The organism is Streptomyces sp. WAC06614 (genome assembly GCF_003949795.1).
In the GTDB taxonomy this organism is placed as follows: domain Bacteria; phylum Actinomycetota; class Actinomycetes; order Streptomycetales; family Streptomycetaceae; genus Streptomyces.
This window is the reverse complement of record NZ_RPRY01000081.1, coordinates 1-26,060: the sequence shown is the minus strand read 5'-3', so window position 1 is coordinate 26,060 and position 26,060 is coordinate 1. Positions and strand designations below refer to the sequence as shown.

General features: G+C 74.6%; 22 protein-coding genes and 1 pseudogene. 19 read left to right on the top strand and 4 right to left on the bottom strand.

What is annotated here, in order from left to right:
• Positions 1–65 precede the first annotated feature (65 nt).
• The 4 genes from EF918_RS13915 to EF918_RS13900 all read right to left on the bottom strand — a co-directional run bounded on the left by EF918_RS13915 (position 66) and on the right by EF918_RS13900 (position 3,809).
• The gene (locus tag EF918_RS13915; protein ID WP_260610172.1) at positions 66–656 is read right to left on the bottom strand and encodes a methylated-DNA--[protein]-cysteine S-methyltransferase; all 591 of its coding nucleotides are present in this window, start codon (positions 654–656) and stop codon (positions 66–68) included.
• 19 nt (positions 657–675) lie between these two features.
• Positions 676–1,488, bottom strand: a complete 813-nt coding sequence (locus EF918_RS13910; protein ID WP_260610171.1) for an MGMT family protein — start codon at positions 1,486–1,488, stop codon at positions 676–678.
• Positions 1,485–2,063: an RNA polymerase sigma factor gene (locus EF918_RS13905; protein ID WP_260610170.1), complete on the bottom strand. Its 579-nt coding sequence runs from the start codon at positions 2,061–2,063 to the stop codon at positions 1,485–1,487. The genes EF918_RS13910 and EF918_RS13905 overlap by 4 nt, the downstream gene beginning before the upstream one ends.
• 66 nt (positions 2,064–2,129) lie before the next feature.
• Positions 2,130–3,809, bottom strand: a complete 1,680-nt coding sequence (locus EF918_RS13900) for an FAD-dependent oxidoreductase (RefSeq protein ID WP_125645378.1) — start codon at positions 3,807–3,809, stop codon at positions 2,130–2,132.
• 178 nt (positions 3,810–3,987) lie between these two features.
• Here EF918_RS13900 and EF918_RS13895 point away from each other — a divergent pair, with 178 nt between their 5' ends.
• From EF918_RS13895 to EF918_RS13805, 19 genes and pseudogenes are all read left to right on the top strand, one after another.
• On the top strand, positions 3,988–5,457 hold the full coding sequence (locus EF918_RS13895) for an MFS transporter (protein WP_260610169.1): 1,470 nt from the start codon (positions 3,988–3,990) through the stop codon (positions 5,455–5,457).
• Entirely contained in the window at positions 5,454–6,221 is a 768-nt protein-coding gene (locus EF918_RS13890) for an SDR family oxidoreductase (RefSeq protein WP_125645376.1), read from the top strand. Before EF918_RS13895 ends, EF918_RS13890 begins: the two co-directional genes overlap by 4 nt.
• A 45-nt stretch (positions 6,222–6,266) precedes the next feature.
• Entirely contained in the window at positions 6,267–6,893 is a 627-nt protein-coding gene (locus EF918_RS13885) for a cupin domain-containing protein (RefSeq protein ID WP_125645374.1), read from the top strand.
• 152 nt (positions 6,894–7,045) lie between these two features.
• The gene (locus EF918_RS13880; RefSeq protein ID WP_125645372.1) at positions 7,046–7,693 is read left to right on the top strand and encodes an O-methyltransferase; all 648 of its coding nucleotides are present in this window, start codon (positions 7,046–7,048) and stop codon (positions 7,691–7,693) included.
• A gap of 44 nt (positions 7,694–7,737) precedes the next feature.
• Positions 7,738–8,553 (top strand): 2-amino-3,7-dideoxy-D-threo-hept-6-ulosonate synthase, encoded by an 816-nt coding sequence (locus tag EF918_RS13875; protein WP_125645370.1) that lies wholly within the window; start codon positions 7,738–7,740, stop codon positions 8,551–8,553.
• A complete protein-coding gene (locus tag EF918_RS13870) occupies positions 8,550–9,653 on the top strand; it encodes a 3-dehydroquinate synthase II (RefSeq protein ID WP_125645368.1) in 1,104 nt (367 codons plus the stop codon). Before EF918_RS13875 ends, EF918_RS13870 begins: the two co-directional genes overlap by 4 nt.
• A 34-nt stretch (positions 9,654–9,687) precedes the next feature.
• Positions 9,688–10,647 carry a bifunctional transcriptional activator/DNA repair enzyme AdaA gene (locus EF918_RS39050; protein WP_125645366.1) on the top strand — a complete coding sequence of 320 codons (960 nt, stop codon included), beginning with the start codon at positions 9,688–9,690 and terminating at the stop codon, positions 10,645–10,647.
• Positions 10,644–12,419: a class I adenylate-forming enzyme family protein gene (locus tag EF918_RS13860; RefSeq protein WP_125645364.1), complete on the top strand. Its 1,776-nt coding sequence runs from the start codon at positions 10,644–10,646 to the stop codon at positions 12,417–12,419. Before EF918_RS39050 ends, EF918_RS13860 begins: the two co-directional genes overlap by 4 nt.
• Positions 12,420–12,557: 138 nt before the next feature.
• Entirely contained in the window at positions 12,558–13,589 is a 1,032-nt protein-coding gene (locus tag EF918_RS13855; RefSeq protein WP_125645362.1) for a methyltransferase, read from the top strand.
• On the top strand, positions 13,586–15,436 hold the full coding sequence (locus EF918_RS13850; RefSeq protein ID WP_125645360.1) for an FAD-dependent monooxygenase: 1,851 nt from the start codon (positions 13,586–13,588) through the stop codon (positions 15,434–15,436). Before EF918_RS13855 ends, EF918_RS13850 begins: the two co-directional genes overlap by 4 nt.
• The gene (locus tag EF918_RS13845) at positions 15,433–17,115 is read left to right on the top strand and encodes an FAD-dependent monooxygenase (protein WP_125645358.1); all 1,683 of its coding nucleotides are present in this window, start codon (positions 15,433–15,435) and stop codon (positions 17,113–17,115) included. Before EF918_RS13850 ends, EF918_RS13845 begins: the two co-directional genes overlap by 4 nt.
• Entirely contained in the window at positions 17,112–19,100 is a 1,989-nt protein-coding gene (locus EF918_RS13840) for an FAD/NAD(P)-binding protein (RefSeq protein ID WP_125645356.1), read from the top strand. The genes EF918_RS13845 and EF918_RS13840 overlap by 4 nt, the downstream gene beginning before the upstream one ends.
• Positions 19,097–20,548 (top strand): lyase family protein, encoded by a 1,452-nt coding sequence (locus tag EF918_RS13835; protein ID WP_125645354.1) that lies wholly within the window; start codon positions 19,097–19,099, stop codon positions 20,546–20,548. Before EF918_RS13840 ends, EF918_RS13835 begins: the two co-directional genes overlap by 4 nt.
• Positions 20,549–21,772: a methionine adenosyltransferase gene (gene metK / locus EF918_RS13830; RefSeq protein ID WP_125645352.1), complete on the top strand. Its 1,224-nt coding sequence runs from the start codon at positions 20,549–20,551 to the stop codon at positions 21,770–21,772. It abuts the gene before it with no gap.
• Positions 21,773–21,813: 41 nt separating this feature from the next.
• Entirely contained in the window at positions 21,814–22,797 is a 984-nt protein-coding gene (locus EF918_RS13825) for a carbohydrate kinase family protein (protein WP_125645350.1), read from the top strand.
• 65 nt (positions 22,798–22,862) lie between these two features.
• Positions 22,863–23,738, top strand: coding sequence for a methylenetetrahydrofolate reductase [NAD(P)H] (gene metF / locus EF918_RS13820; RefSeq protein WP_125645348.1), 876 nt, complete (start codon positions 22,863–22,865; stop codon positions 23,736–23,738).
• 91 nt (positions 23,739–23,829) lie between these two features.
• Positions 23,830–24,561, top strand: coding sequence for a 2OG-Fe(II) oxygenase (locus EF918_RS13815; RefSeq protein WP_125645346.1), 732 nt, complete (start codon positions 23,830–23,832; stop codon positions 24,559–24,561).
• A 76-nt stretch (positions 24,562–24,637) separates the two neighbouring features.
• Positions 24,638–25,162: a methylated-DNA--[protein]-cysteine S-methyltransferase gene (locus tag EF918_RS13810; RefSeq protein ID WP_125645344.1), complete on the top strand. Its 525-nt coding sequence runs from the start codon at positions 24,638–24,640 to the stop codon at positions 25,160–25,162.
• A gap of 116 nt (positions 25,163–25,278) precedes the next feature.
• A pseudogene (locus tag EF918_RS13805) lies at positions 25,279–25,950 on the top strand (2OG-Fe(II) oxygenase); the annotation flags it as partial.
• Between the last annotated feature and the right edge of the window lie 110 nt (positions 25,951–26,060).

Below are 26,060 nucleotides of genomic sequence, written 5' to 3'. Positions count from 1 at the left end.
GTACGGGGGATGTGGCCCACCGGCTCCCGTTCGGGGCGGCCCGAGGGCCGTGCGGGGGGGGCGGCTCAGGCGGCTTCGAGGTCGAGGAGGTACTGCTTGGCGGCGGCGCCGCCCGCGTAGCCGGTGTACCGGCCGGAGGCCCCGACGATGCGGTGGCAGGGCAGCACCACGCACAGCGCGTTGTTGCCGAGCGCGGTGCCGACCGCCCGGGCGGCCCGGGGCCGGCCCAGCCGCTCGGCGAGCTCGCCGTAGGTGCGGGTGCTGCCGTACGGGACGAAGGCGTCGAGCGCCGAGACCGTCTCGCGGACGAACGGGGTGACCAGGCGCAGGTCCAGCGGGAGGGTGAACTCCCGCAGCCGGCCGCTGAGGTAGGCGTCGAGCTGCGCGCGCGCCTCGTCCAGGACGGCCGTCGGGCCGGCCGCGGCGGCGGATCCCGGCGCCACCTCGGGGAGCTCGGCGAGCCGGCGCCCGGCGGTGCCGGGCGTACCGAAGGCGCAGTGGACGAGGGCGTCGCCGGTGGCCGCCAGGGTCAGCGTGCCCAGCGGGGTCGGATGGCTGACGGTCACGACGCCGACCGCCCTCGGCGGAAGGCGGAGCGGGTCGGCGGAGGGCATGGCGGAGGTCCTTCCGTCGGGGTGGGTGGCGGGGTCGGTCACGGGGGTGTCCTCGGGGTGTTCAGGTGGTGACCGGGCGGCAGCTGCGGCAGGCGCGGAAGCCGGCGCGGCGGGCCGCCCCGGCGCTGGCGAACGGCCGCTGGTGGCGCGGGGTGATCCGGCGGGCGTGCGCGCAGGTCGGGTGGCAGAAGATGTGGGTGGTCTCGCTGCCCAGCAGCACCGCGCCGTCCTGCGAGAGCCGGGCCAGCCGGTCCATGTCGATGTCCTCGGCCGCGCGCAGCGCCCTGCCCGTGCCGGGCAGGTACGCGGCGTCGCACGGCGAGCCGTCGTCGTAGGTGATCCGGTGGCACGGCACCAGCAGGGTCACCGGGTTGGCCGCGAGGGCCGCGGTGACCAGCTCGGGGTCACCGGGGACCCCGGCCTCGCGGGCGATCCAGCCGATCGGCCGCAGCTGCCCCTTCGGCACGGTCCGTACGGCTTCCAGGACCGCGCGGTGGCCGGCGTCCAGCGGGCCGAAGTCGATCGGCAGCTGCTTGGCACGGCCGGTGCGCACGGCCGGGCGCAGGCCCGGGAACGGCGCGGTGGACCGGATCGCGGTCCGCCGGGTGCGGCACCAGTGCATCTCCTCGAACATCTCGGTGCTGACGACCATGGTCACCAGCGTGGCGCCGGTGATCGCGTGCGGGCTGAAGGCCACGTACAGGCCGCCGGCGTCCGTGTCGAGCTCGACGTAGCGGTCGTACTTCTGCGGTGAGATCCCCACGTGGCGCAGCACGCGCAGACCGAAGTCCACCGGTGCGGGGGTGGTGAGGTCGGCCAGCGCGCTCTCCAGGTCGTGCCGCGAAGGGGCGGTGCCCTCGTCGTTCGTACTCAACTCAACACCTCCCTGGTGGGTGGGTCCTCGGCCTCCAGCAGCTGACGCAGGCTACCGATTCCCCGGGACACCTGTGCCTTCACGGTCCCGACCGGGCACCCCTGGGCCTCGGCTATCTCGCCGTAGCTCAGGCCGACCACGTGCCGCAGCACGACCGCGACCCGGGGGTTCTCGGGTAACTCGGTCAGTGCGGACACCAGGCGGCCGCGGTCCTCGGCGTGGTACGCCCGCTCCTCCGGGCCCGGACGGTCGTCGGGCCAGGCCTGGCAGGCGTCCTCGACCGTGGTCGCGGACACCGGGCGGCGTACGCCGGCGCGGACGTGGTTGCGCCAGACGTTCGCCGCGATGGTCATCAGCCAGGCCCGCGGCCGCAGCGCGCGGCGCCGGGCCGGGGAGTAGCCCCGCAGCGCCGTGTAGGCGCGCAGGAACGTGTCCTGTCCCAGGTCGTCCGCCTCGGCGGCGGATCCGGTGACCCGGAACAGGAACGCGCGGACCGCCGTGGCGTGGACCCGCACCAGCTCCGTGAAGCCGTCGTCGAGGTCCACCGCCAGGCGCTCGGTCAGCTGCTCGGCCATGTCGTCCATCACAGGTCAGAACACCGGAAGGTCTCGGAGGGTTGCACGGGCACGCCGGGGCCGGTCTCAGCGGCCGGGCAGCCGTACGGACTGGCGGTGGCGGAAGACGTCACCGGGGTCGTAGGCCTGCTTGACCTGCTGGAGGCGGGCGTAGTTGTCCTTGTAGTACAGCTGGTGCCAGGGCACGCCGGAGCGGTTGTGGCGGGGGTCGCCGAGGTCGGCGTCCGGGTAGTTGACGTACGCGCCGTCGGCGGCCTCGCCGGGGACGGGGACGCCGCCGGTGGTGGCGAAGGCCGCTGCGTAGGCCTCGCGGATCCAGGCCAGGCAGCCGGCCTCCTCGGACGGGTCCTGCCACCAGATGGTCCACAGGGCCTTGAAGGCGCTGTCGCGGTGCGCGGAGGCGGTGGCGTCGGGGGCGACGGCGTTGACCGCGCCGCCGAAGGAGCTGAGGGTGACGCCGGCGGTGGGGTTGGCGCCGTCGCGGGTGAGGTGGTCGTGGAGGGAGGCGAGCTGGGCGGGGGTGAAGGGCCGGCGCAGGTAGGCCGACTTGAAGTCGCTGTGCAGGGTGGGGTCGTTCACCAGGCCGTTGGTGGTGCCCAGGTGGCGGGTGGCGGTCAGCCACGGGATCCGGCGGGGGGTGGCGAAGCCGGGCAGGGCCGGGTGCTCGCCGGCGTCGCGCTCCTGGGCGGTGGGGCGGGCGCGGACGCCCTCGGTGACGGCCCGCAGGTAGGCGTCGAGGCGGGCCGGGGCGTCGGGGGCGGTGGCGTCCATCTGGGTGACCAGGGTGACGGTGCCCTGGGAGCGGTGGCCCAGGACCAGGTAGCTGCACAGGCCGTCGTACGGGGTGCCGGGCGCGCTGTGTTCGGCGTGCCAGCGGCCGTAGTGGTCGACCAGGGCGGTGAAGTCGGCCCGGTCGAGCTGCTCCCAGGACCAGGAGACGGCGCTGAGCAGGACCTCGGCGGGGGGTGCGGGCAGCTGGGCGGCGGGCGGGCCGGCCGGGGTGCCGGGGCTGCGGAAGAGGTAGCGGGTGACCAGACCGAAGCTGCCGCCCCCGCCGCCGGTGTGGGCCCACCACAGCGCGCGGTGCGGGTCGTCGGGCTCCCGGGTGGCGGTGACCAGGCGGGCGGTGCCGGACGCGTCGACCACGACGACCTCGACGCCGTAGAGGTGGTCGACGACCAGTCCGTCACGGCGGCAGAGCATGCCCCAGCCGCCGCCGCTGACGTGGCCGCCCACGCCGACGGAGAAGCAGATCCCGGCGGGGACGGTGACGCCCCAGGTGCGGAAGAGGGTCTCGTAGACGTCCAGCAGGCGGGCGCCGGACTCGACGGAGAAGGCGCGGTGCGCGGGGTCGTAGGTGACCTTGTCCATGCCGGAGACGTCCACGACGTACTCGGTCCCGGCGTGGAAGACGAAGTCCTCGTAGCAGTGGCCGCCGCTGCGTAAGGACAGCCGGCGGCCGGTGCGGACGGCGTGCTGGACGGCGTCCAGGGCCTGGGCGGGGGTGTGGACGAGGTGGACGGCCTCGGGCGAGGCGACCCAGCGCTGGTTCCAGCCGCGGACCAGGTCGGCGTAGCGGCGGTCGCCGGGTCGGACCACGACGGGCGGTTCGGCGGCGGCGCCGGCGGCGGCCGCGCCGGCCGGGCCCGCGGTGGCGCCGGTCAGGGCGGCCGCGCCGCCCGCGGCGGAGGCGGCCAGGAAGCCGCGGCGGTCCAGTGCGGTGCGGGTGCCCTTCGGTGTCCTCATGTCCCCGTTTCCCCTTTCGTGCCGGTTGTACGGGTGACGCTAACCAGCCGCGCCCGCGGCGGCGTTCGGGATCTTGCCGTCGAATTCACCGTGCCCGGGCCTGGTGCAACCCCTGCGCGACCGCCGGTGTTCCACCTGGGCAGGCCAGCGAACTGGCCCACGAGGTGAAGGGAAAGCAATGTCCGACGTGGAGGAGATGACCGGCACACGGGCCCCCGCGGCTGCCGTGGCCGAGCGCATGACCGGTCAGCAGAAACTGGCCCTGGCGGTCCTGCTGGGTGCCCAGTTCATGCTCGCCGCCGATTTCTCCATCTTGACCGTCTCCCTGCCGGTGATCGGCGACTCGCTGGGCTTCTCGCTGGACAGTCTGCAGTGGATCACCACCGGCTTCGCGCTGCCGGCCGCCGGGTTCACGCTGCTGTTCGGCCGGATCGCCGACCTGTTCGGGCGGCGCAAGGTGTTCCTGCTGGGCATCGTGCTGCTGGCCGCGGCCTCGCTGGTCGGCGGTCTGGCGCAGTCCTCGACGGTGCTGGTCGCCGCGCGCGTCGCCCAGGGCGTCGCGACGGCGATCTCGGTGCCGTCGGCGCTGTCGCTGCTGACCACGACCTTCCCCGAGGGTCCGCTGCGCCAGCGGGCGCTCGGGCTGAACGGGGCCCTGCTGGGCGGCGGGTTCAGCGCGGGCGCCCTGCTGGGCGGCGCGCTGACGGAGCTGTTCAGCTGGCGCTGGTCGTTCCTGATCAACGTGCCGGTGGCGCTGCTGGTGCTGATCGGCACGCTGGTGGTGATCCCCGAGGGCCGCTCGGGCGCGCGGACCCGGCTGGACGTGCCGGGCGCGGTGACCGTCACCGGTGGTCTGCTGGCGCTGGTCTTCGGCATCACCACCGCCGGCCACCAGGGCTGGGCCGAGCCGGCGGTGTACCTGTGGCTGGGCGCGTCGGTGGTGCTGCTGGTGGCGTTCTGGTTCATCGAGCTGAGGAGCCCCAACCCGCTCGCGCCGGTGCGGGTCCTGCGGCGCACCACGGTCCGCTGGGGCAACTTCGGCGGCTTCGCCTCGATCGCCATGGCGACCGCGATCTCCTTCTCCACCACGCTGTACATGCAGAAGGTGCTGGGCTTCTCGGCGTTCACCACCGGTGTGGCCATCGGTCTGCCGGGCATCCTGACGATCGTCGGCGGCACGATCGCGCCGCGGCTGCTGGCCCGGATCGGGGCGCCGGCCGTGCTGGCGCTGTCGCTGGTGGTGCAGTCCGTCGGCTACGCGGTGCTGCTGTTGCTGAACGACGGCAGCACCGGGGTGGTCCTGGTCCTCGCGGCCCTGGCGGTGGGCTTCTTCGGGCACGCGTACAGCCTGGTGTCGTACATGGTGACCGCGACGTCGGGGCTGCCGGACGAGGAGCAGGGGCTCGCCACCGGCCTGACCACGATGAGCATGCAGATCGCGATCACGCTGGGCATCCCGGTGGTCAGCGCCGTCATCTCGGCGCGGACGTCGGCGCTGGAGGAGACGGAGTCGGCGACGGACGCGGTGCTGGGCGGCCTGCACGCGGGCGTGCTCGTCAACGCGCTGTTCCTGATGGCCTCCGCGGTGATCGTGTGGCTGTTCCTGGGCCGGGGCCGTACGGCCGCCACCGCGGGCGGTGCGCGATGACGGAGCTGACCGGGAAGGTGGCGGTGGTGACCGGCGCCAGCCGCGGCGTGGGGCGGGCGACGGCCGAACGGCTCGCCGGGCGGGGCGCGGTGGTCGCGGTGCACTACGCCTCCGGGGAGGCGGCGGCGGCCGAGGTGGTCGGCGGGATCCGGGCGGCGGGCGGTACCGCGTTCGCCGTACGGGCCGACTTCTCGGCGCCCGACGGGGCCGAGCAGCTCTGGGCGGCATTCGACGAGGGAATACGGGATTCCGGTGCGGAATCCGGTGTCGACATCCTGGTCAACAATGCAGCGTGGTCGGTCCGGGCGACACTCGCGGAGACCAAGCCCGAGGACTACGAGCGAATGTTCGCGGTCAATGTCCGGGCTCCGTTCTTCCTCATTCAGCAGGGGCTCGGAAGATTGCGTGACGGGGCGCGCGTGATTAATGTGTCCTCAGCCGTCACACGCATGGCGTTTCCCGAAGTCGCGGCCTACAGCCTGACCAAGGGAGCGATGGACACCCTCACCCTCACCTTGGCGAAGGAACTGGGTGAGCGCGGCATCACGGTGAATGCGGTCTCGCCCGGAACCCTGGACACGGACGTCAACGCGTCCTGGTTGCGCGGAAATCCCGAGGCGGCGCAGTACGTCGCGCAGCAGAGCGCCCTGGGCCGGGTCGGGCAGCCGGAGGACGTCGCCGACGTCGTCGCCTTCCTGGCCTCGCAGCAGGCCCGCTGGATCACCGGCCAGGTCATCGACGTGAGCGGCGGTGCACGGCTCTGAACTGCCTAAGGCGACGCGCTCGTCGCGACGAAGGGGAGGCCCAGCATGGCCGTCAGCCAGGGAGAAGTCTACGAGAACCCGCGGTGCCGGGAGCGTGTGGTGATCCGTACGCCGGCCGCGCAGACCGGTGGCGAGCGGACCGTCATGGACGTGTACGTGCAACCGGGCGGGGCGGTTTCCGGGGCCCATGTCCACCCGCTCAGTGAGGAACGCTTCACGCTGGTCAGAGGGCGGGTCGGCTTCTCGGTCGACGGGCGCGAGGTGGTGCTGGAGCGGCCCGGGCAGAGCATCCTGATCCCGCCGGGCGCCAAGCACCGCTGGTGGAACGCCGGCGGGGAGGAGTCGCGGCACATCTGTGAGCTGCGGGGCCGGGCCGACCGGTTCGAGCAGCTGGTGCTGCGTCAGCTCTTCGGCCTGGCCCAGGACGGCCGGACCGGCCCGGAGGGGATGCCGAACCTGCTCCAGCAGGCGGTGACCACGCTGGAGTTCGACGACGTCCTGCGGTTCACCACGCCTCCGTGGCCCGTGCAGCGGGTGCTGTTCGGGGTGCTGGCGCCGGTGGCGCGGCTGCTGGGCTACCAGGGCTGCAACCCGGAGTACATGCACCGCAGGCCCAGCGAGACGGCCGAGCTGGAGCCGCTGCCGGACGAGGTGGCGGCCTGGCACCGCTGATTCCCGTAGGACCGCCGATTCCCGCAGGGCGGGCGTAAAGGAAAAGGGGTGGCTCGCGCCACCCCTTTTTCCATTGCTCGGGAAGGTATGGTTCCAGATCTCTGTATTGTTTCTGGGGCGGTTCTGGTGCGGGCCCTGACAGGCTCTTGCGCATGAGGCCGAAATTGGTATCAGAGGCGCTGTACGAATACATCGTCGAGAACAGTCTTCCGGTCGACGAAGCACAACGCGGGCTGATGGAGAGCACGGCCACGGTCGGTGAACGGTCGCGTATGCAGATCGGAACTCCGCAGGGCACGTTCTTCACCCTTCTCACACAATTGATGTCCGCCCGCAAGGCCATCGAGATCGGTACGTTCACCGGCTATTCGGCGCTGGCCATCGCCCGGGGGCTGCCCGAGGACGGGCACCTGCTCACCTGTGACGTGAACGAGGAGTGGACCGCGATCGCGCAGGAGGGCTGGAAGGCCGCCGGCGTCGCCGACCGGATCGAGCTGCGGCTCGGCCCGGCCCTGGACACCCTGCGCTCCCTGCCGGCCGACTCCGACTGGGACCTGGCGTTCATCGACGCGGACAAGGAGGGGTACGTCGACTACTACGAGGAGCTGGTGCCCCGCATGCGTCCCGGCGGGGCGATCCTCGTCGACAACGTGCTGTGGTTCTCCACCGTCGTGAACGACCCCGAGGGCGAAGGCGCCACGATGCGCGCGTTCAACGCCCATGTCGCCGCCGACCCCCGCGTGGAAGCGGTGATCCTCTCGATCGGCGACGGCGTGACCCTCGTCCGCAAGAAGGCCTGAACGGCCCCCGACCCGCCCGCATCCGTCGCACCAGGGAGTTCCCGATGACGAGAACGTCCTCCACCGGAAAATCAATGCGCCTGGCCAGGCTGTCCCGGCACGGGGACGGGCGCTTCCTCTTCGTCCCGCTGGACCACTCGGTCTCCGACGGCCCGATCACCACCGCCCGCGACTTCGACGGGCTGGTCCGTGACGTGGTCGCCGGCGGCGCCGACGGCATCGTCGTCCACAAGGGGCGGGCCCGGGTGCTCGATCCCGAACTGCTGGCGGACCGCTCCCTGCTGGTGCACCTGAGCGCCAGCACCGCGCACGGCCCCGACGTCAACGCCAAGGTCCTGGTCGGGGACGTCGAGGACGCCATCCGGCTCGGCGCGGACGCGGTGAGCGTCCATGTGAACATCGGCTCGGACACCGAGTCCGAGCAGCTGGCCGACCTCGGTTCGGTCGCCGCGGCCTGCGACCGCTGGGGCATGCCGCTGCTCGCCATGATCTACCCCCGTGGCCCCCGGGTCAGCGACCCGTACGACCCGGTGCTGCTCTCGCACGTCGTCAACATCGCCGCCGACCTCGGCGTGGACATCGTCAAGACGGTGCTCGCCTCGCCGGTCGAGCGGATGGCCGAGGTCGTCGCCAGCTCGCCGCTGCCGATCATCGTGGCCGGCGGCGGCGACGGGACCTCCAGCCTGGCCGACTTCGCCGTCTCGGCGCTGTCCGTCGGCTGCAGCGGCCTGGCCGTGGGCCGCCGGGTCTTCGGCTCTCCCGACCCCCGCGCGACCGTCCTCGAACTGGCCGAGATCCTGCACGGCTCCGGCGGTCCGCTCGTTCCCGCAACCTCCTCGCGAATGGCAGGTGTTCTGTGAAGCTCAGCTGGATCGACATCCGTTCGGTCGGATCGGCGAAGGAAGCGGTCGTGGAGGAGGCGATCCACGCGCGCGTGGACGGCGTCCTCGCCGCCGACCCCGCGGACCTGGCCGGCCTGCCGCCGACCGTCCGCAAGGTCCTCTTCCCCCAGGGGCAGCCGCTGCCCGAGGACTTCGGCCCCGCCGACGTGGTCATCGTCGAACCGGCCAAGCACGGCGAGCCCGCGGAGCTGGCGCTGCGCCACCCGGACGTGGAGTTCGGCCGCTACGTCGAGATCGTCGACGCCGACACCCTGGAGGACGCCTGCCAGTCGGCGCGGACCGACAAGTGGAGCCTGCTGTGGTTCCGGGACCCGACCAAGATCCCGCTGGAGATCGTGATCGCCGCCGGGGCCCGGTCCGAGGGCAGCCTGGTCACCGTCGCTCAGGACGTGGAGGAGGCCGAGATCATCTTCGGCGTCCTGGAACTGGGCTCGGACGGCGTGCTGATGGCGCCCGCCGCCGTCGGCGACGCCACCGCCCTGCGCCGGGCCGCCGAGGCGGGCGTGGCCGACGTGGAGCTGGTGGAGCTGGAGGTCACCGCCACCGCGCACGTGGGCATGGGCGACCGGGCGTGCGTGGACACCGCCACGTACTTCGGCGAGGACGAGGGCATCCTGGTCGGCTCGACCTCCAAGGGCATGATCCTGTGCGTCAGCGAGACCCACCCGCTGCCCTACATGCCGACCCGCCCCTTCCGGGTCAACGCCGGCGCCATCCACTCGTACACGCTGGGCAAGGACGAGCGGACGAACTACCTGAGCGAGCTCAAGGCCGGCAGCAAGATCACCGCGGTGGACATCCACGGCAAGACCCGGCTGGTGACCGTGGGCCGGGTCAAGATCGAGAGCCGTCCACTGATCTCGATCGACGCCGTCGGCCCCGACGGGCGCACCGCCAACCTGATCCTCCAGGACGACTGGCACGTACGGGTGCTCGGCCCGGGCGGCACGGTGCTCAACAGCACCGAGCTCAAGCCCGGGGACAAGGTGCTCGGCTACCTGCCGGTCGAGGACCGGCACGTGGGCTACCCGATCAACGAGTTCTGCCTGGAGAAGTGAGCCGGGCTCCGGCCGTCGTCGGCGGGGGGTCCGCGTGACCCACGAGGAACCCTTCGCCGACGACGAGGCCCGGTGGGCGGCCGTGGCGGGGCGCGACCGGCGGGCCGACGGGGCCTTCTGCTACGGCGTGCTGACGACCCGTACGTACAGCCGCCCCTCGTGCGGGGCCCGTGCCGCGCACCGGGCCAACACCGTCTTCTTCCCGGGCCCGGAGGCCGCCCGGCGGGCCGGCTTCCGGCCCTGCCGGCGGTGCCTGCCCGACGGGCCGGGGCGGGCGGCGGCGGGCACGGCGGCCGTGGTCCGTTCGTGCCGGCTGCTGGAGGCCCCGGGGCCGCCGCCGGCGCTCGCGGAGCTCGCGGCCGCGAGCGGGTTCAGCCGGTTCCACCTGCACCGGGTGTTCACCGCCACGACCGGCATCACCCCGGGGACGTACGCGGCCGCCTGCCGGGCCGAGCGGCTGCGCCGGGCCCTGCCCGCGGCCCGGACCGTCACCGAGGCCGTCTACCAGGCCGGTTTCGAGTCCACGGCGCACTTCTACGCCGTGGCGCGGGACCTGCTGGGGATGTCCCCCACCGTGTTCCGCGACCGCGGGCGCGGGGTGGCGATCCGCTACGCCCTCGCCGTGCACGGCACCGGTGCGGTGCTCGCCGCCACCACACCGGACGGCGTCTGCGCGGTGCTCGGCGGGCCGGACGGCGAGCCGGACGCCGAGCCGCTGGTACGCCGGCTGCGCGAGCGGTTCGACCGGGCGCCCGCGCCGGTGGCCGACCCGGCGCTGGGCCGGCAGCTCACGGCCCTGCTCCGCGAGGCCCCGGAGGCCGGCCGGGACCTGCCCGCGGACATCCGCGGCCGGGCCCTGCGGGCGTGGCTGCGCACGCACATGACCCCGGTCCCGGGCCGGGGCCCGGGTGCCGGCCGGGGCCGCGACCGGGCGCGGGGCCGCGGCGAGGACGCCCATCGTGACCGCCGAAGGACGAGAGAGGCACACGTATGAACATCTTCGGGACCCAGCGCTCCGCCCTCCAGCGTCTGCGCCTGACGGCCGACCGGCGGCTGGGCGCGGGCAACTTCTTCTGGCACGCCTGGCGGGTCGCGGCCGACCGGGACCGGCCGCTGCTGTTCCACCCCGACGTCACCTCCGACACCTGGGACGAGGGCGAGCTGCCCGGGTACTCCCTCAACGACATCCGGGTCACCGTGGTCCGCTACGCCCACTGGTACCGCACCCACGGCGTCCTGCCGCACACCCACGTCGGCGTCCACACACGCAACGGCCTGTACGGGCTGCTGCACCACATCGCGATCACCGGCCTCGGCGCGGTGGCGGTGCACTGCAATCCGAACATGGCCCCGGAGACGGCCGCCGAGTACTTCCGGCGCACCCGCACCACGGTGCTCGTCGGTGACGCCGACCTGCTGGCCGCGACCGCCGGCGTCCGGGCCCGGCCCGGCAGCGGCGGCTCCTGGGCGAAGGACCTCGTGACGGAGGACGTCCGCCGGATCCACCAGGGCGCACCGCGTCCGTCCGGGCCGATGCCCGGGTTCCCGTACGCCCACGAGGGCGACGACCTCGTGATGATCTCGCACTCCTCGGGCACCACCGGGCGTCCCAAGGCCCCGGTCTTCACCCACGCGTCGTTCTTCGACGGCAAGCGCGAGCGGCTGTGGACGTTCCCCTCGCTGCGGTCGGACCGGATGCTGACGGCGCTGCCGCACAGCCACTCGGCGGGCATCAGCTACCTGAGCATGGCCCTGCTGCTCGGCATCCCCACGCTCGTGCTGGACGGGGCGGACGGGGCGTCGGTGGCGCGGGCCGTCAACCGGTTCCGGCCGACGTTCGTGCTCGGCTTCCCGCTGACGCTGGCCGAGATCGACGTCGCCCAGGTGACCCCGTACGCGGCCCAGTCCATCCACACGTGGAACGGGATGGGCGACGCCTCGCACGAGCGGCACATCCGGCCGCTGACCGCGCTCGGGATCCGGCGCGAGGGACGGCGGCGGGTGGCGGGCTCGCGCTACGTGGACGGGCTGGGGTCCTCGGAGATGGGGATGGTGCTCTTCCGGACCGTGTACACGCCCGCGACCACGGAGTACGGCCGGCTCATCGGCCGCCCGGTCAAGGCCGTCCGGGACGCGGCGGTGCTGGACGAGCACGGCGAGCCGGTGCCCGACGGGGAGGCCGGGCTGCTCGGCGTGCGCACGCCGAGCGTGACCCCGGGCTACTGGGACGACCCCACGCTGGGCCGGGAGTCCCTGAGCAACGGCTACTTCCTCACCGGGGACGTGGTCCGGCGGGACGCCGACGGGCGCTGGTACCACCTGGACCGCACCCCGGACGTGATCCGGACGGCCGACGGGCCGGTCTACAGCCTGCCGTTGGAGGAGTCGGTGCTGCTGACCACCCAGGCGCTGGACGCCGCCGTGGTCGCCGTGTCCGACCCCGGCAGTCCCGGGCACGCGCTGCCCGCCGCGGTGGTGCTCTTCCGCGACGACGTGGCGCGCTCCCCGCGCTGTCTGCTCGACCAGTGCAACGTGGCGCTGGCCCGCAAGGGGCTCGCCCCGCTCGCCGCGCTGATCGTGGCCGCGGACCGGTCCCAGCTGCCGGCCGGGCCGACCGGCAAGGTCCTCAAGCGCAGGCTCCGCGAGGTCCACGCCGACGTGCTGCGCCGGGAGCCGGGCGGGGCCGTGGCCCACGACCACGCCGGGGCGGCCGGGGAGGAGGCCGCGGGGGCACCGCTCCAGGCGGCCCTGCCGGCCGCTCCGTAGCCGGACCCGCGACGCACGGCGCACGGCGCACGGCGCACGACACGACGCAGGACGCACGAGCACGAGCACGACGACGACGCACGACGCACGACGCACGACGCACGACGTCGAACGATCCGATACCGAAAGGCTCGACACATGGCCGACGGGCATCCCGCGCGGCGCGTGGTGGACGTTCTCACCGGTGCCTGGCAGGCCCAGGCGCTCCACGCGGCCGCCGTACTCGACCTCTCCGACCACATCCACGCCGGCCGGACCACGGCCGCCGCGCTCGCCGACGCGACCGGGTCCGGGAAGGACGGCGTCGAACGGCTGATGCGGCTGCTGACCGCGATGGGCGTGTACGCCGGCGGACCCGACGAGGGGTACCGGCTGACCGAGGTCGGGGACCTGCTGCGCGGCGACCACGACCGCTCCATGCGGGACATGGCGGTGATCTACGGCGACGAGTTCCACCGCGCCTGGGGCGCCGTCGTCCCCGCGGTCCGTACCGGGGTCTCCGGCTTCCAGCACGCGTTCGGCACCAGCCTGCGCGGGCACCTGGCCGCCGATCCGCAGGCGGCGGCGAAGTTCCAGCGGGCGATGAACGCCGGGAACGTGTTCTTCCAGGACGTCCTCGGGGCGTACGACTTCTCGTCCGCCCGGACCGTGGTGGACGTGGCGGGCGGGGCCGGATCGCTGCTCGCCACGCTGCTGGCCGCCCACCCGCAGCTGCACGGCGTGCTGTTCGACCTGCCGCACGTGGTCCCGGTCGCCGAGGAGCAGCTCACCCGGGCGCTGGGCCCGGGCCGGCACCGCACGGTGGGCGGCGACGCCTTCGCCGAGGTCCCCGGCGGCGCCGACGTCTACCTGCTGTCGCGGGTGCTGCAGGACTGGGACGACCAGGCCTGTGTGCGGCTGCTGGCCACCGTCCGCGCGGCGATGCCCGCCACGTCCCGGCTGCTGATCGTGGAACGGGTCGTGCCCACCGACGGCTCGGCGCTGCTGCCGCTCCTGTGGGACCTGCACCTGCTGATGGCGGCGGGCGGCCGGGAACGCACCCTCGACGGCTACCGGACCCTGCTGGACGGCGCCGGCCTGCGCCTGGAGGCCGTCCGCGAACTGGCCCTGGAGACCAGCCTGCTGGTCGTGGCACCGGCGACGGACCCGGCGAAGGAGGAATCCCGATGAACGCACACCCCCGGCCCGCCGCGGCCGACCGCGAGGTGCCCGTACTGATCGTGGGCGGTGGGGGCTCCGGACTGACCGCCTCCCTCGCCCTGTCCGACCTCGGCGTCCCGTCGCTGCTGGTGGAACGGCACCCCTCGACCTCCGTGCAGCCCAAGGCGCACATCCTCAACGCCCGCACGATGGAGATCTTCCACCACCACGGGGTGGCCGAGGACATCTACCGCGAGGGCTCCCCCCTGGAGAACACCGGGGCGATGGTGTGGCTGTCCAGCCTCGGCGGGGACGAGCCCTACGACCGCAAGGTGCTGCACCGCGCCGCCGCGTACGGCGGCGGGGAGCTGGCCGAGCGCTACGCCCGGGCCTCCGCGCAGCCGCACGCCAACCTCGGCCAGCGCTGGCTGGAGCCGCTGCTGCGCCGGCACGCCGAGGAGCGGGCGCCCGGCGGGCTGCTGTTCCACCACGAGCTGCTGGACCTGGCCGAGGACGCCTCGGGGGTCACCGCGACCGTCCTGGACCGCGGTACCGGCCGGACGTCCACGGTGCGCGCCGCGTACGTGGTGGCCGCGGACGGCGGCAAGACCGTCGGCCGGATGCGGGGCATCCCGATGGAGGGCACCCCGACCTTCCTGGAGTGGATCAACCTGCACGTCCGCGCGGACTTCTCGCCGTTCATCCCGTACGACGACGCCGTCGTCAACCGGGTCTCCAGCCTCTCGGACGACGGCACGCTGGAGCACTGCGGGGTGGTGCCCATGGGGCCGCGCCGCTGGGGCCGGCACTCGCAGGAGTGGACGCTGATGTTCTCGCGGCCGCCGGGCGCGCAGGGCGCGGCCGAGCTGGACGACGAGACCATCGTCAAGATGGTGCGCCGCACGCTGAAGCTGCCCGACGACCACCCGATGGAGGTCGAGAGCATCAGCCGGTGGCCGGTGGAGGGCACCGTCGCGCGCGACTTCCGCTCCGGCCGCGTCTTCCTGGTCGGGGACGCCGCGCACCGGCACCCGCCGTCGGGCGCGCTGGGACTGAACACCGGGGTCCAGGACGCCCACAACCTGGCGTGGAAGCTGGCGCTGGTGCTGGGCGGCCAGGCCGACGGGGCACTGCTCGACAGCTACCAGGCCGAGCGCCGGCCGGTGGCCGAACGCGTCGTGGAGCGGGCGCTGTTCTCGCTGTTCAACCAGATCGCGTTCACGGCCGGCACCGGGGTGGTGCCCGGCGCCCGCCCGGAGTGGAACCGCGCCCAGATGACGGCGCTGTTCTCGGACACCCCGGACGGCGCGACCCGCCGGGCCGTGCTGCGCGAGTACTTCGACACCAACCGGATCACCACGGCGCACCTGGGCCTGGAGATGGGCTACGACTACGCCGACGCCGGCTTCGTCAGCCCCGACGGCACCCCGCGCCCGCAGGTGGACCCGCTGGGCCTGCTCTACCCGCAGGCCGCCCGGCCCGGTTCCCGGCTGCCGCACGCCTGGCTGCACCACGAGGGGGTGCGGGTGGCCACGCACCGGCTGCACCGGGTGCCCGGCTCGTTCCTGCTGTTCGCCGGGGCCCGCGGCCAGGTGTGGCGGGACGCGGCGCAGCGGCTGGCCGAGCGCTACGGCGTGACGATCGACGCGTACGCGGTCGGGGCGCAGGGCGGACCGTGGGACGCCGACGGCGACTGGCACCGGCTGCGCGGCCACGACGAGGACGGCGCGGTGCTGGTCCGGCCGGACGGGTTCGTGGCGATGCGCCGGCTGTCGGTGTGCGCCGACCCTGCGCGGACGCTGGAGGAGGGGCTGCGCACGGCGCTCGGGCACGGGGCGGCGTCCGCCGCGGCCGGTACGGGGGGCCGGCGGTCATGACCGAGGACCTGCACACGCCCGTCGCCGTCGTCGGCGGCGGTCCGGTCGGGCTGATGCTGGCGCTGTTCCTGGACCGGCACGGCGTGCGGTCGGTGGTGTTCGACGCGGCCGAGGGCGAGCACCACGAGCCGCGCGGCAACACCCACAACACGCGCACCATGGAGCACTACCGCCGCCTCGGTATCGCCGCGCCGATCCGCCGGCTCGGTCTGCCGGCCGAACACCCGGCCGACATCGCCTACTTCACCCGCTACCACGGTCACGAACTGTCCCGGCTGCCGCTGGCCTCGCGCGGACTGCGGATGCGCCAGGTGGCCGAGGCGCCGGCCACCGACCAGACGCCGGAGCCGGTGCACCGCGCCAACCAGATGTACGTGGAGCGCTTCCTGTACGAGCACGTGCGCACCCGGCCGAGGATCACCCTGCGGACCGGCCGCACGGTCGTCGGCCTGGAGCAGAACGCCGACCGGGTGACGCTGACCGCGGAGGGTCCCGGCGGGGTGCCCGAGCGCTGGCGGGCCCGGTACGCCGTCGGCTGCGACGGCGGGCGCAGCTTCGTGCGCCGGAGCCTGGGCGTCCACTACGACGGGCACGGCGGCCTCGACCAGGAGGTGCTGGGGCGCCGGGCGACCGCCGCGCACCTGCGGCTGCCCACCTTCCACCGGGACGTGATGACCGGGCGGCGGGCGTGGAGCTACTGGGCGCTCAACAGCGAGCTGGTGATGAACCTGATCGCGCTCAACGGCGAGGACGAGTTCTTCCTGCTCACCAGCTCGGTGGATCCCGACACCGCCGACGCCGGACGGCTCGCGCAGCTGGTGCGCCGGGCCGCCGGCACGGCGCTGCCGGTGGAGGTGCTCGGGCACCGGCCGTGGACGCCGGGCGCGGCGCTGGTCGCGCAGCGGTTCACGGTGGGGCGGGTGCTGCTGGCCGGGGACGCCGCCCACCTGTTCACGCCCAACGGCGGGTTCGGGATGAACACCGGCGTCGACGACGCCGCGAACCTGGCCTGGAAGCTGGCCGCGGCCGTGCAGGGCTGGGGCGGCCCCGGGCTGCTCGCCTCCTACGAGGCGGAGCGGCGCCCGGTGGCCCGGCGCAACACCACCGCGGCGCGCGAGCTCAACGCGGGGCTCGGCGCCGTCGACCGCCCCGCCGCGCTGGAGGAGGAGGGCGCCGAGGGCGAGCGGACCCGGGCCCGGGTCGGGGACCTGCTGCGCTGCTACGGCGAGCGCACGCACTCGCTGGGCGTCCAGCTGGGGGCCCGGTACGACGGCTCGCCCGTCGTGTGGCCGGACGGGGAACCGCCGGCCGACTCCTGGGGCACGTACACCCCGTCGGGCGTGCCCGGCGGGCGGGCCCCGCACCTGTGGCTGGAGCAGTGGCACGGGCCGGGCGCCTCGCTCTTCGACCGGTTCGGCACCGGCTTCACCCTGCTGCGGCTGGGCGGCGGCACGCCCGACAGCAAGCCGCTGGAGGCGGCCGCGCAGGCGCACGGGATGCCGCTGGCCGTGCTGGACGTCGACCTGCCCGAGGCCCGGGAGCTGTACGGGCGGGACCTCGTGCTGGTCCGCCCCGACCAGCACGTGGCGTGGCGGGGCGACCGGCTGCCCGCCGATCCGGGCGAACTCGTGGCACTGGTGACCGGCTCGGGACGGGCCGGGGCGGGGGAGGCGGCATGAGTCCGGCAGCACTGCACGTCGGCATCGTCGGAGTGGGGCCGCGCGGCCTGTCGGTGCTGGAGCGCCTCTGCGCGAACGAGCGGGCGGCCGGCGCCCGCCGCCCGGTCGTGGTCCACCTGGTCGACCCGTACCCGGCGGGCGCGGGCCGGGTCTGGCGCACCTCCCAGTCGCGGCTGCTGCTGATGAACACGGTGGCCTCGCAGGTGACGGTGTTCACCGATGCGACGGTGGAGATGGACGGGCCCGTCGAGCCCGGGCCGAGCCTGTACGAGTGGGCGCGCGACGTGGTGCCGGCCGCACCGGCGGGGCAGTACGACGCGGCGACCCGGGCGGAGGCCCGGAAGCTGCGGCCGGACACGTACCCGACCCGGGCCTTCTACGGCCGCTACCTGGAGTACGTCTTCGACCGGGTGCGCGCGGCGGCGCCCGCGCACTGCGCGCTCGTCGAGCACCGCACCCGGGCGGTGGCGCTGGAGGACGACGCGACGGGACCGGGCGGGCCGCAGACGCTGGTGCTGGCCGACGGCACGCGGCTGGCGGGCCTGGACGCGGTGGTCCTGGCGCAGGGGCACCTGCCGGCCCGGCCCTCAGCCAGGGAGACCGCCTGGGCGCGGGCCGCGGCGGCGCACGGGCTGGCGTACGTACCGCCGGCGAACCCGGCCGACCTGGACCTGTCGGCGGTCAAGCCGGGGCGGCCGGTGCTGGTCCGCGGGCTGGGCCTGAACTTCTTCGACCAGATGGCCCTGCTGACCCGCGGCCGGGGCGGCTCCTTCGTCCGGCGCGGCGGTCGGCTGGTCTACCTGCCCTCGGGCCAGGAGCCGCGGATCCACGCCGGGTCCCGGCGCGGGATCCCGTACCACGCGCGCGGGGAGAACGAGAAGGGACCGCACGGGCGGTACGAGCCGCGGCTGCTGGACGCGGAGGCGATCGGTGCGCTGCACCGGCGGGCCCGCGACGGCGAGCGGGTCAACTTCGCCACCGACCTGTGGCCGCTGATCGCCAAGGAGGTCGAGAGCGTCTACTACGGGACGCTGCTGGTCTCCCGGGGGCGCGGGGCGCAGGCCCCGGCGTTCACCCGGGCCTACCTGGCGGCGCCGGCCGGGGCCGGCGAGCGGGAGCTCCTGGACGCGCACGGGATCGAGGCCGCGGTCCGCTGGGACTGGGACGCGCTGGCCCGGCCCACGGGCGAGCGGCGGTTCGCCGACCGGGCCGCGTTCCGCCGGTGGCTGCTGGACTACCTGGCGCGGGACATGCGCGAGGCGCGGGCCGGCAACGTCAGCGGGCCGCTGAAGGCGGCCCTGGACGTGCTGCGCGACCTGCGCAACGAGATCCGGCTGGCGGTCGACCACGGCGGTCTGGAGGGCAACTCCTACCGGGACGACCTCCAGGGCTGGTACACCCCGCTCAACGCCTTCCTGTCGATCGGACCGCCGGTGTCGCGGATCGAGGAGCTGCACGCGCTGATCGAGGCCGGGGTGGTCGACGTCCTCGGGCCCGGTATGGAGCTCACCATCGCCACGGGCGACGACGGGCCCGCGTTCTCGGCCCGTTCGCGCAGCGTGGACGCCCCGCCGGTGCGGGCGAAGGTGCTGATCGAGGCGCGGCTGCCGGAGCCGGACCTGCGGCGGACGGGGGACGCGCTGCTGCGCCGGCTGCTGGCCGGCGGGCAGGTCGCGCCGTACCGGCTGGAGGGCAACTGCGGGACCACGTACGAGTCGGGGGGCCTGGCGGTCACCCGGCGCCCGTACCGGACCGTGGACGTGCACGGCACGGTGCACCCGCGGCGCTTCGCGTACGGGGTCCCGACGGAGTCCGTGCACTGGGTGACGGCGGCCGGGATCCGCCCGGGCGTGAACTCGGTGATCCTCGGCGACTCCGACGCCATCGCGCGGGCGCTGCTGGCGCTGGCCCCCGCGCCGGCGCCGGTCCCGCACGCCGCGGACCGGGTGCGGCCCGGCGGGGCGCTGGTGGAGGTGATCTCGTGACGGGGCCGGCGGGCGCGTTCGACGGGGGCCCGGACGCCGGGCTGCTGTCCCCGGTGCGGGTGGGCACGCCCGTCGAGGAGGCCGTCGGCGAGACCGCGTGGCTGCAGGCCGTGCTCGACGCGGAGGCGGCGCTGGCCCGGGCGCAGGCGCGGCTGGGCACGGTGCCGGCGGCCGCCGCCGAGGCGGTCACCGAGGCCGCCCGGGCCGAGCTGTTCGACGTGCGGGCGCTGGCCGTGGCCGCGCGGGAGACCGCCAATCCCGTGGTGGGGCTGGTGCGGGCGCTGACCGAGGTGGTCGCCGCGCGCTCGCCCCGGGCGGCGGAGTACGTCCACCGGGGCTCGACCAGCCAGGACGTGCTGGACACCGGGACCATGCTGGTGTGCCGGCGGGCCCTGGGGCTGATCGGGGACGATCTGGCGCGGACCGCGGGGGCGTTGGGCGCGCTGGCCGCGGAACACCGCGACACCGTGATGGCGGGACGCACCCTGGCCCTGCACGCGGTCCCCACCACCTTCGGGCTGAAGGCCGCCGGCTGGCGCCGGCTGGTGCTGGACGCGGCGGACCGGGTCCACGCGGTCCGCGCGTCGTTGCCGGTCTCCCTCGGCGGGGCGGCCGGCACCCTGGCGGGCTACCTGGAGTACGCCGGAGCAGGTGCCCCCGGCGGGGGCGCAGGGCCGGGGGCGGGCCCGCAGGACCGGCAGGAGTACGCCGGGCGGCTCGTCGAGGCGTTCGCCTCGGAGACCGGGCTGGTGCCCGGAGGGCTGCCCTGGCACACGCTGCGCACCCCCGTCGCGGACGTGGCGGCGGCGCTCGGGTTCGTGGCCGGGGCGCTCGGGAAGTTCGCCGTCGACGTGCAGGTCCTGGTGCGCACCGAGGTCGGGGAGGTGGCCGAGCCGGACGTGGCCGGGCGGGGCGGGTCCTCGGCCATGCCGCACAAGCGCAACCCCGTGCTGTCCACGCTGATCCGCAGCGCCGCCCTCCAGGTCCCGGTGCTGGCCGCCGGCCTGACCCAGTGCCTGGTCGCGGAGGACGAGCGGCCGGCGGGCGCCTGGCACGCCGAGTGGCTGCTGCTGCGCGAGTGCCTGCGGCTGGCCGGGGGCGCCGCGTGGACGGCCGCCGAGCTCGCCGAGGGGCTCACCGTCCACCCCGGGCGGATGCGCCGCAACCTCGGTCTGACCGGCAGTCAGGTGGTCACCGAACGCCTGGCGGCTGTGCTCGCCCCGGCGCTGGGCCGCTCCCGTGCCAAGGAACTGCTGTCCGCGGCCTCGCTGACCGCCGTCCGGGAGGGCCGCCCGCTGGCGGCCGTCCTGGGCGGGCTGCCGGAGGTGACCGCGCACCTCACCGGCGCGGACCTGGACCGCCTGCTCGACCCCGCCGCCTACACCGGCGCCGCCCCGGCGCTGGTCGCCCGGGCGCTGACCGCTTCCGACGAGCCGAAGGATCTGTAGATGTCCCGTCGTCTGTTCACCTCGGAGTCCGTGACCGAGGGCCACCCCGACAAGATCGCCGACCAGATCAGCGACACCATCCTCGACGCGCTCCTGCGCGAGGACCCGACCTCCCGCGTCGCCGTGGAGACCCTCGTCACCACCGGCCTGGTGCACGTCGCCGGTGAGGTCACCACGCAGGCGTACGTGCCGATCGCGCAGCTCGTGCGCGAGACCGTCCTGGGGATCGGCTACGACTCCTCCGCCAAGGGCTTCGACGGCGCGAGCTGCGGCGTCTCGGTGTCGATCGGCGCCCAGTCGCCCGACATCGCCCAGGGCGTGGACACCGCCTACGAGTCCCGGGTCGAGGGAGCCGCCGCAGGCGGGGAGGTCGACGAGCTGGACCGGCAGGGCGCCGGTGACCAGGGGCTGATGTTCGGCTACGCCACCGACGAGACCCCCACCTTCATGCCGCTGCCGATCGAACTGGCCCACCGGCTCTCCCAGCGGCTGACGCAGGCGCGGCGCGACGGCTCGATCCCCTACCTGCGCCCGGACGGCAAGACCCAGGTCACCATCGAGTACGACGGCGACAAGCCCGTCCGCCTCGACACCGTGGTCGTCTCCTCGCAGCACGCCTCGGACATCGACCTGGAGAAGCTGCTGACCCCGGACGTCCGGGAGTTCGTCGTGGAGCACGTCCTCAAGCAACTGGCCGAGGACGGCATCAAGCTGGACACCGAGGGCTACCGGCTGCTGGTGAACCCCACCGGCCGCTTCGAGATCGGTGGCCCGATGGGCGACGCCGGCCTGACCGGCCGCAAGATCATCATCGACACCTACGGCGGCATGGCCCGCCACGGCGGCGGCGCCTTCTCCGGCAAGGACCCGTCGAAGGTCGACCGTTCCGCCGCGTACGCGATGCGCTGGGTCGCCAAGAACGTCGTCGCCGCCGGGCTGGCCGCCCGCTGCGAGGTCCAGGTCGCGTACGCCATCGGCAAGGCCGAGCCGGTGGGCCTGTTCGTGGAGACCTTCGGCACCCACACCGTTCCCACCGACCGCATCGAGCAGGCCGTCGCCGAGGTCTTCGACCTCCGCCCGGCCGCCATCATCCGCGACCTCGACCTGCTGCGCCCGATCTACTCCCGGACCGCCGCCTACGGCCACTTCGGCCGCGAGCTGCCCGACTTCACCTGGGAGCGCACCGACCGCGTCGAGCAGCTCAAGGCCGTCGCCGGCCGCTGACCGGCCGCCGTACTTCCCGCCCTTCCCGAGGAGAGCCCGACGTGCGCATCGCAGTCACCGGTTCGATCGCCACCGACCATCTGACCGTCTTCCCCGGCCGGTTCAAGGACCAGCTGATCCCCGACCGGCTCGACCAGATTTCGCTGTCCTTCCTCGCCGACACCCTGGAGGTCCGGCGCGGCGGGGTGGCCGCGAACATCGCGGTGGGCCTGGCCCGGCTCGGGCTGGCCCCGGTGCTCGTCGGCGCGGTCGGCCACGACTTCGGCGAGTACGCCGCCTGGCTGGGCGCCAACGGGGTGGACACCGGCGCGGTGCGGCTGAGCCGGACCCTGCACACGGCCCGGTTCATGTGCACCACCGACGCCGACCACAACCAGATCGCCACCTTCTACGCGGGGGCGATGGCCGAGGCCCGGCACATCTCGCTGGCGGCGGTCGCGGAGCGGTCCGGGCGGCCCGACCTGGTGGTGATCGCCCCCAACGACCCGGAGGCGATGCTGCGGCACACCGAGGAGTGCCGTCGGCTGGGCCTGGAGTTCGCGGCCGACCCCTCCCAGCAGCTGGCCCGGCTGGACCGGGAGCAGACCCGGCACCTGGTCGCCGGCGCCCGGTTCCTGTTCACCAACGCCTACGAGGCCGCCCTGCTGCTGGAACGCACCGGGTGGACGCGCGAGGAGGTGCTGGACCGGGTCGGCACCTGGGTGTGCACCCTCGGCGCCGACGGGGCCGAACTGCTGGCGCGGGACCGTCCGGCACGCCGCGTGGCGGCCCTGCCCACGGCGGGCGCCGTCGACCCGACCGGCGTCGGCGACGCCTTCCGGTCCGGGCTGCTGGCCGCCGTGGCGCGCCGGCTGCCGCTGGGGACGGCGGCGCTGCTGGGCTGCGCGCTGGCCACGCTGGTCCTGGAGACGGTCGGCACCCAGGAGTACAAGGTGGTGCCGTCGGAGCTGCTGCGGCGGATCGGACAGGCCTACGGCCCCGACGCGGCCGGCGCGCTGGAGCCGCTGCTGGCGGAGCTGCCGTGACGGCGGCCACGGCGACCGCGACAGGACCGGCGACCGCGCCGGCACCGGCGACCGCGGCAGGGCCGATGACACTGCGGCAGCTCCTGGACTCGGGGATCCGGTCGTTCTCGTTCGAGTTCTTCCCGCCCCGGTCCGCGGACGGCGCCCGCGCCCTGTGGGAGGCGATCCGCCGGATCGAGGCCCTGGCGCCCTCGTTCGTCTCCGTCACCTACGGCGCGGGCGGCTCCTCCCGGGACCGCACGGTGGAGGTCACCCGGCGGATCGCCACGCAGACCACGCTGCGCCCGATCGCCCATCTGACCGCCGTCGGGCACTCGGTGGACGAGCTGCGCCGTGTCGTCGGCCAGTACGTCGAGGCGGGCGTGCGGGACGTGCTGGCGCTGCGCGGGGACCCGCCGGGCGACCCGCGCGGCCCCTGGGTCCGGCATCCGCAGGGGCTGACGTACGCCCACGAACTGGTGTCCCTGATCCGGGAGCTGGGCGACTTCGGCGTGGGCGTCGCCGCCTTCCCCGAGCGGCACCCGCGCTCGCCGGACTGGGAGAGCGAGATCCGGCACTTCGTCGCCAAGTGCCGGGCCGGGGCCGACTACGCCGTCACCCAGATGTTCTTCGACGTGGAGGACTACCTGCGGCTGCGGGACCGGGTCGCGGCGGCCGGCTGCGACACCCCGATCATCCCGGAGATCATGCCGGCCACCGACGTACGGCAGATCCGCCGGTTCGCCGAACTGTCGGACGCCACCTTCCCCACCGCCCTCGCCGCCCGTCTGGAGGCGGCGCGGGACCGGCCCGCCGAGGGCCACCGGATCGGGGTGGAGCACGCCACCGCCATGGCGGAGCGGCTCCTCGCGGAGGGCGCCCCGGGGCTGCACTACATCACCCTCAACAAGTCCACCGCGACCCTGGAGATCCACCGGAACGTGCAGGGCTCCACCCGGTGACCGGGCCCGGCACGGGCCGGGCGCCGGCAGCGAACGCGACGTCGGAAAGCTGCCAGCGCGCGGGCCGGGCGGCGACCATCATCGAGACACCATGAACCTCTCCGCACGCCCCTCCCCCGCCCGCCCGCTCGCCCCCGAGGAGCTCGACCGGGACGACCTGCTGCGCCGGCTCGACGAGACCGGGGTGGCCCTCACCCCGCCGCTGCTGACCCGGGAGCAGTGCGCGCGGATCGCCGCCACCTTCGAGGAGCCGGACCTGTTCCGGTCCACGGTGGTGATGCAGCGCCACGGGTTCGGGCGGGGCACGTACAAGTACTTCGCCGATCCGGCCACCGTCCCGGTCGTGGCACAGCTGCGCGAGCGGCTGTACCCGGTGGTGGCGTGGATGGCCAACCAGTGGGCGCCGAAGCTGAAGGAGCGGACGTTCCCGGAGACCCTGCGGGAGCTGCTCGACGAGTGCGCGGCGGGCGGGCAGCGGCGCCCCACCCCGCTGCTCCTGCGCTACGACCGGGGCGACTACGCCTGCCTGCACCAGGACGTCTACGGGGACATCGTCTTCCCGCTCCAGGTCGCGATCATGCTGAACGAGCCGGGCGAGGACTTCACCGGCGGGGAGAACGTCTTCGTGGAGCAGCGCCCCCGCTCCCAGTCCCGAGCCGTGGTCGTACGGCCCGGGCTGGGCCAGGCGATGGTCTTCCCCGTCCGGCACCGGCCGGTGCGCGGGACCCACGGCTTCCGGCGGCACCCGGTGCGGCACGGCACCAACGCCGTGGAGTCGGGGCGGCGCACCGTGCTCGGACTGATCTTCCACGACGCCCGCTGAGCGGGCGGGCGGGCGGGGACGTCCGGCCGGGGCCGGCCGCGCACCCTCCGCAAGGGACCCGAAAGGAGCTTTCGCCATGACACGCGTCACGACACTCTTCACGACGACCGACAGCCCGGTGGGCGAACTGCTGCTGGTGGGAGAGGAGTCGGGAACCGCCCCGGGCGGTCTCGCCCTGGCCTCGCTGTCCATGGCGGGCGGACGCGGCGCGACGCTCCCCCCGCAGGGCCGGGCCGCCCCCGCCGCGTTCGGCGAGGTCGAACAGCAGCTCCGGGAGTACTTCGCGGGCCGGCGCACCCGGTTCGGGCTGGAGTACGTCACCCCCCACGGCAGCGCCTTCCAGCACCGGGTGTGGCAGGCCCTGGACCAGGTGCCGTACGGCACCACCACGACCTACGGCGAGCTGGCCCGCAGCCTGGGGATCCCCCGCCAGGAGGTACGGGCCCTGGGCGCGGCGGTCGGGGCGAACCCGCTGCTGCTGGTGCGTCCCTGCCACCGGGTGATCGGGGCGGACGGCTCCCTGCGCGGCTACGCCGGCGGTGTCGAACGCAAGGTCGCCCTGCTCACGCACGAGGGCGCCCTCCAGCCCATGCTCGCCTGACCGGCCGGACGAGGAAAGACGGACCCATGACGACCAGTACGAAGCGGACCACGACGGAACCGGCGGTGCACGGCGCCCCGGGGGCGGGGACCTGGCGGGAACGGGCGGCGCGGCGGGTGGCGGCGGCCGACTGGAGCGCCGTCGCCGCCGAACTCGACGCGTACGGCTGCGCGCAGACACCCCCGTTGCTCACCCCGGCCGAGTGCCGGGAGCTGAGCGCCCTGTACGAGGACACCGAGCGCTTCCGGACCACGGTCGACATGGCCCGCCACCGCTTCGGTGCGGGCCAGTACCGCTACTTCACCCACGACCTGCCCGAGCCCGTGGCCGCGCTGCGCGCCGCGCTGTACCCCCACCTGCTGGGCATCGCCAGGGACTGGGCCGGGCGGCTGGGCCGGCCGGCGCCGTGGCCGGACGACCTGGACGAGTGGATCACGATGTGCCACGCGGCGGGCCAGGACCGGTCGGCGCAGATCCTGCTGCGCTACGGCGAGGGCGACTGGAACGCCCTGCACCGCGACGTCTTCGGGGACATGGTCTTCCCGATGCAGGTGGTGATCGGCCTCGACGCGTACGGCGCGGACTACACGGGCGGGGAGTTCCTGCTGGTGGAACAGCGGCCCCGGGCCCAGTCGCGGGGCACCGCGACGCCCCTGGCGCAGGGCCACGGGCTGGTGTTCACCACGCGCGACCGCCCGGTGCGGACGCTGCGCGGCTGGTCGGCGGGGGCGGTCCGGCACGGGGTGAGCACCGTCCGCTCGGGCCGGCGGCACGCGCTCGGGCTGCTGGCGGGGCCGCGGTCCCGGATCGCGGCGGTGTCCGTCGGGCACGGGCGCGACCGGGCCTCGCGGGCGGCGGCCGAGGCCTTCGGCGCCGCGTGGCGGGCCCGCGGCGGGGT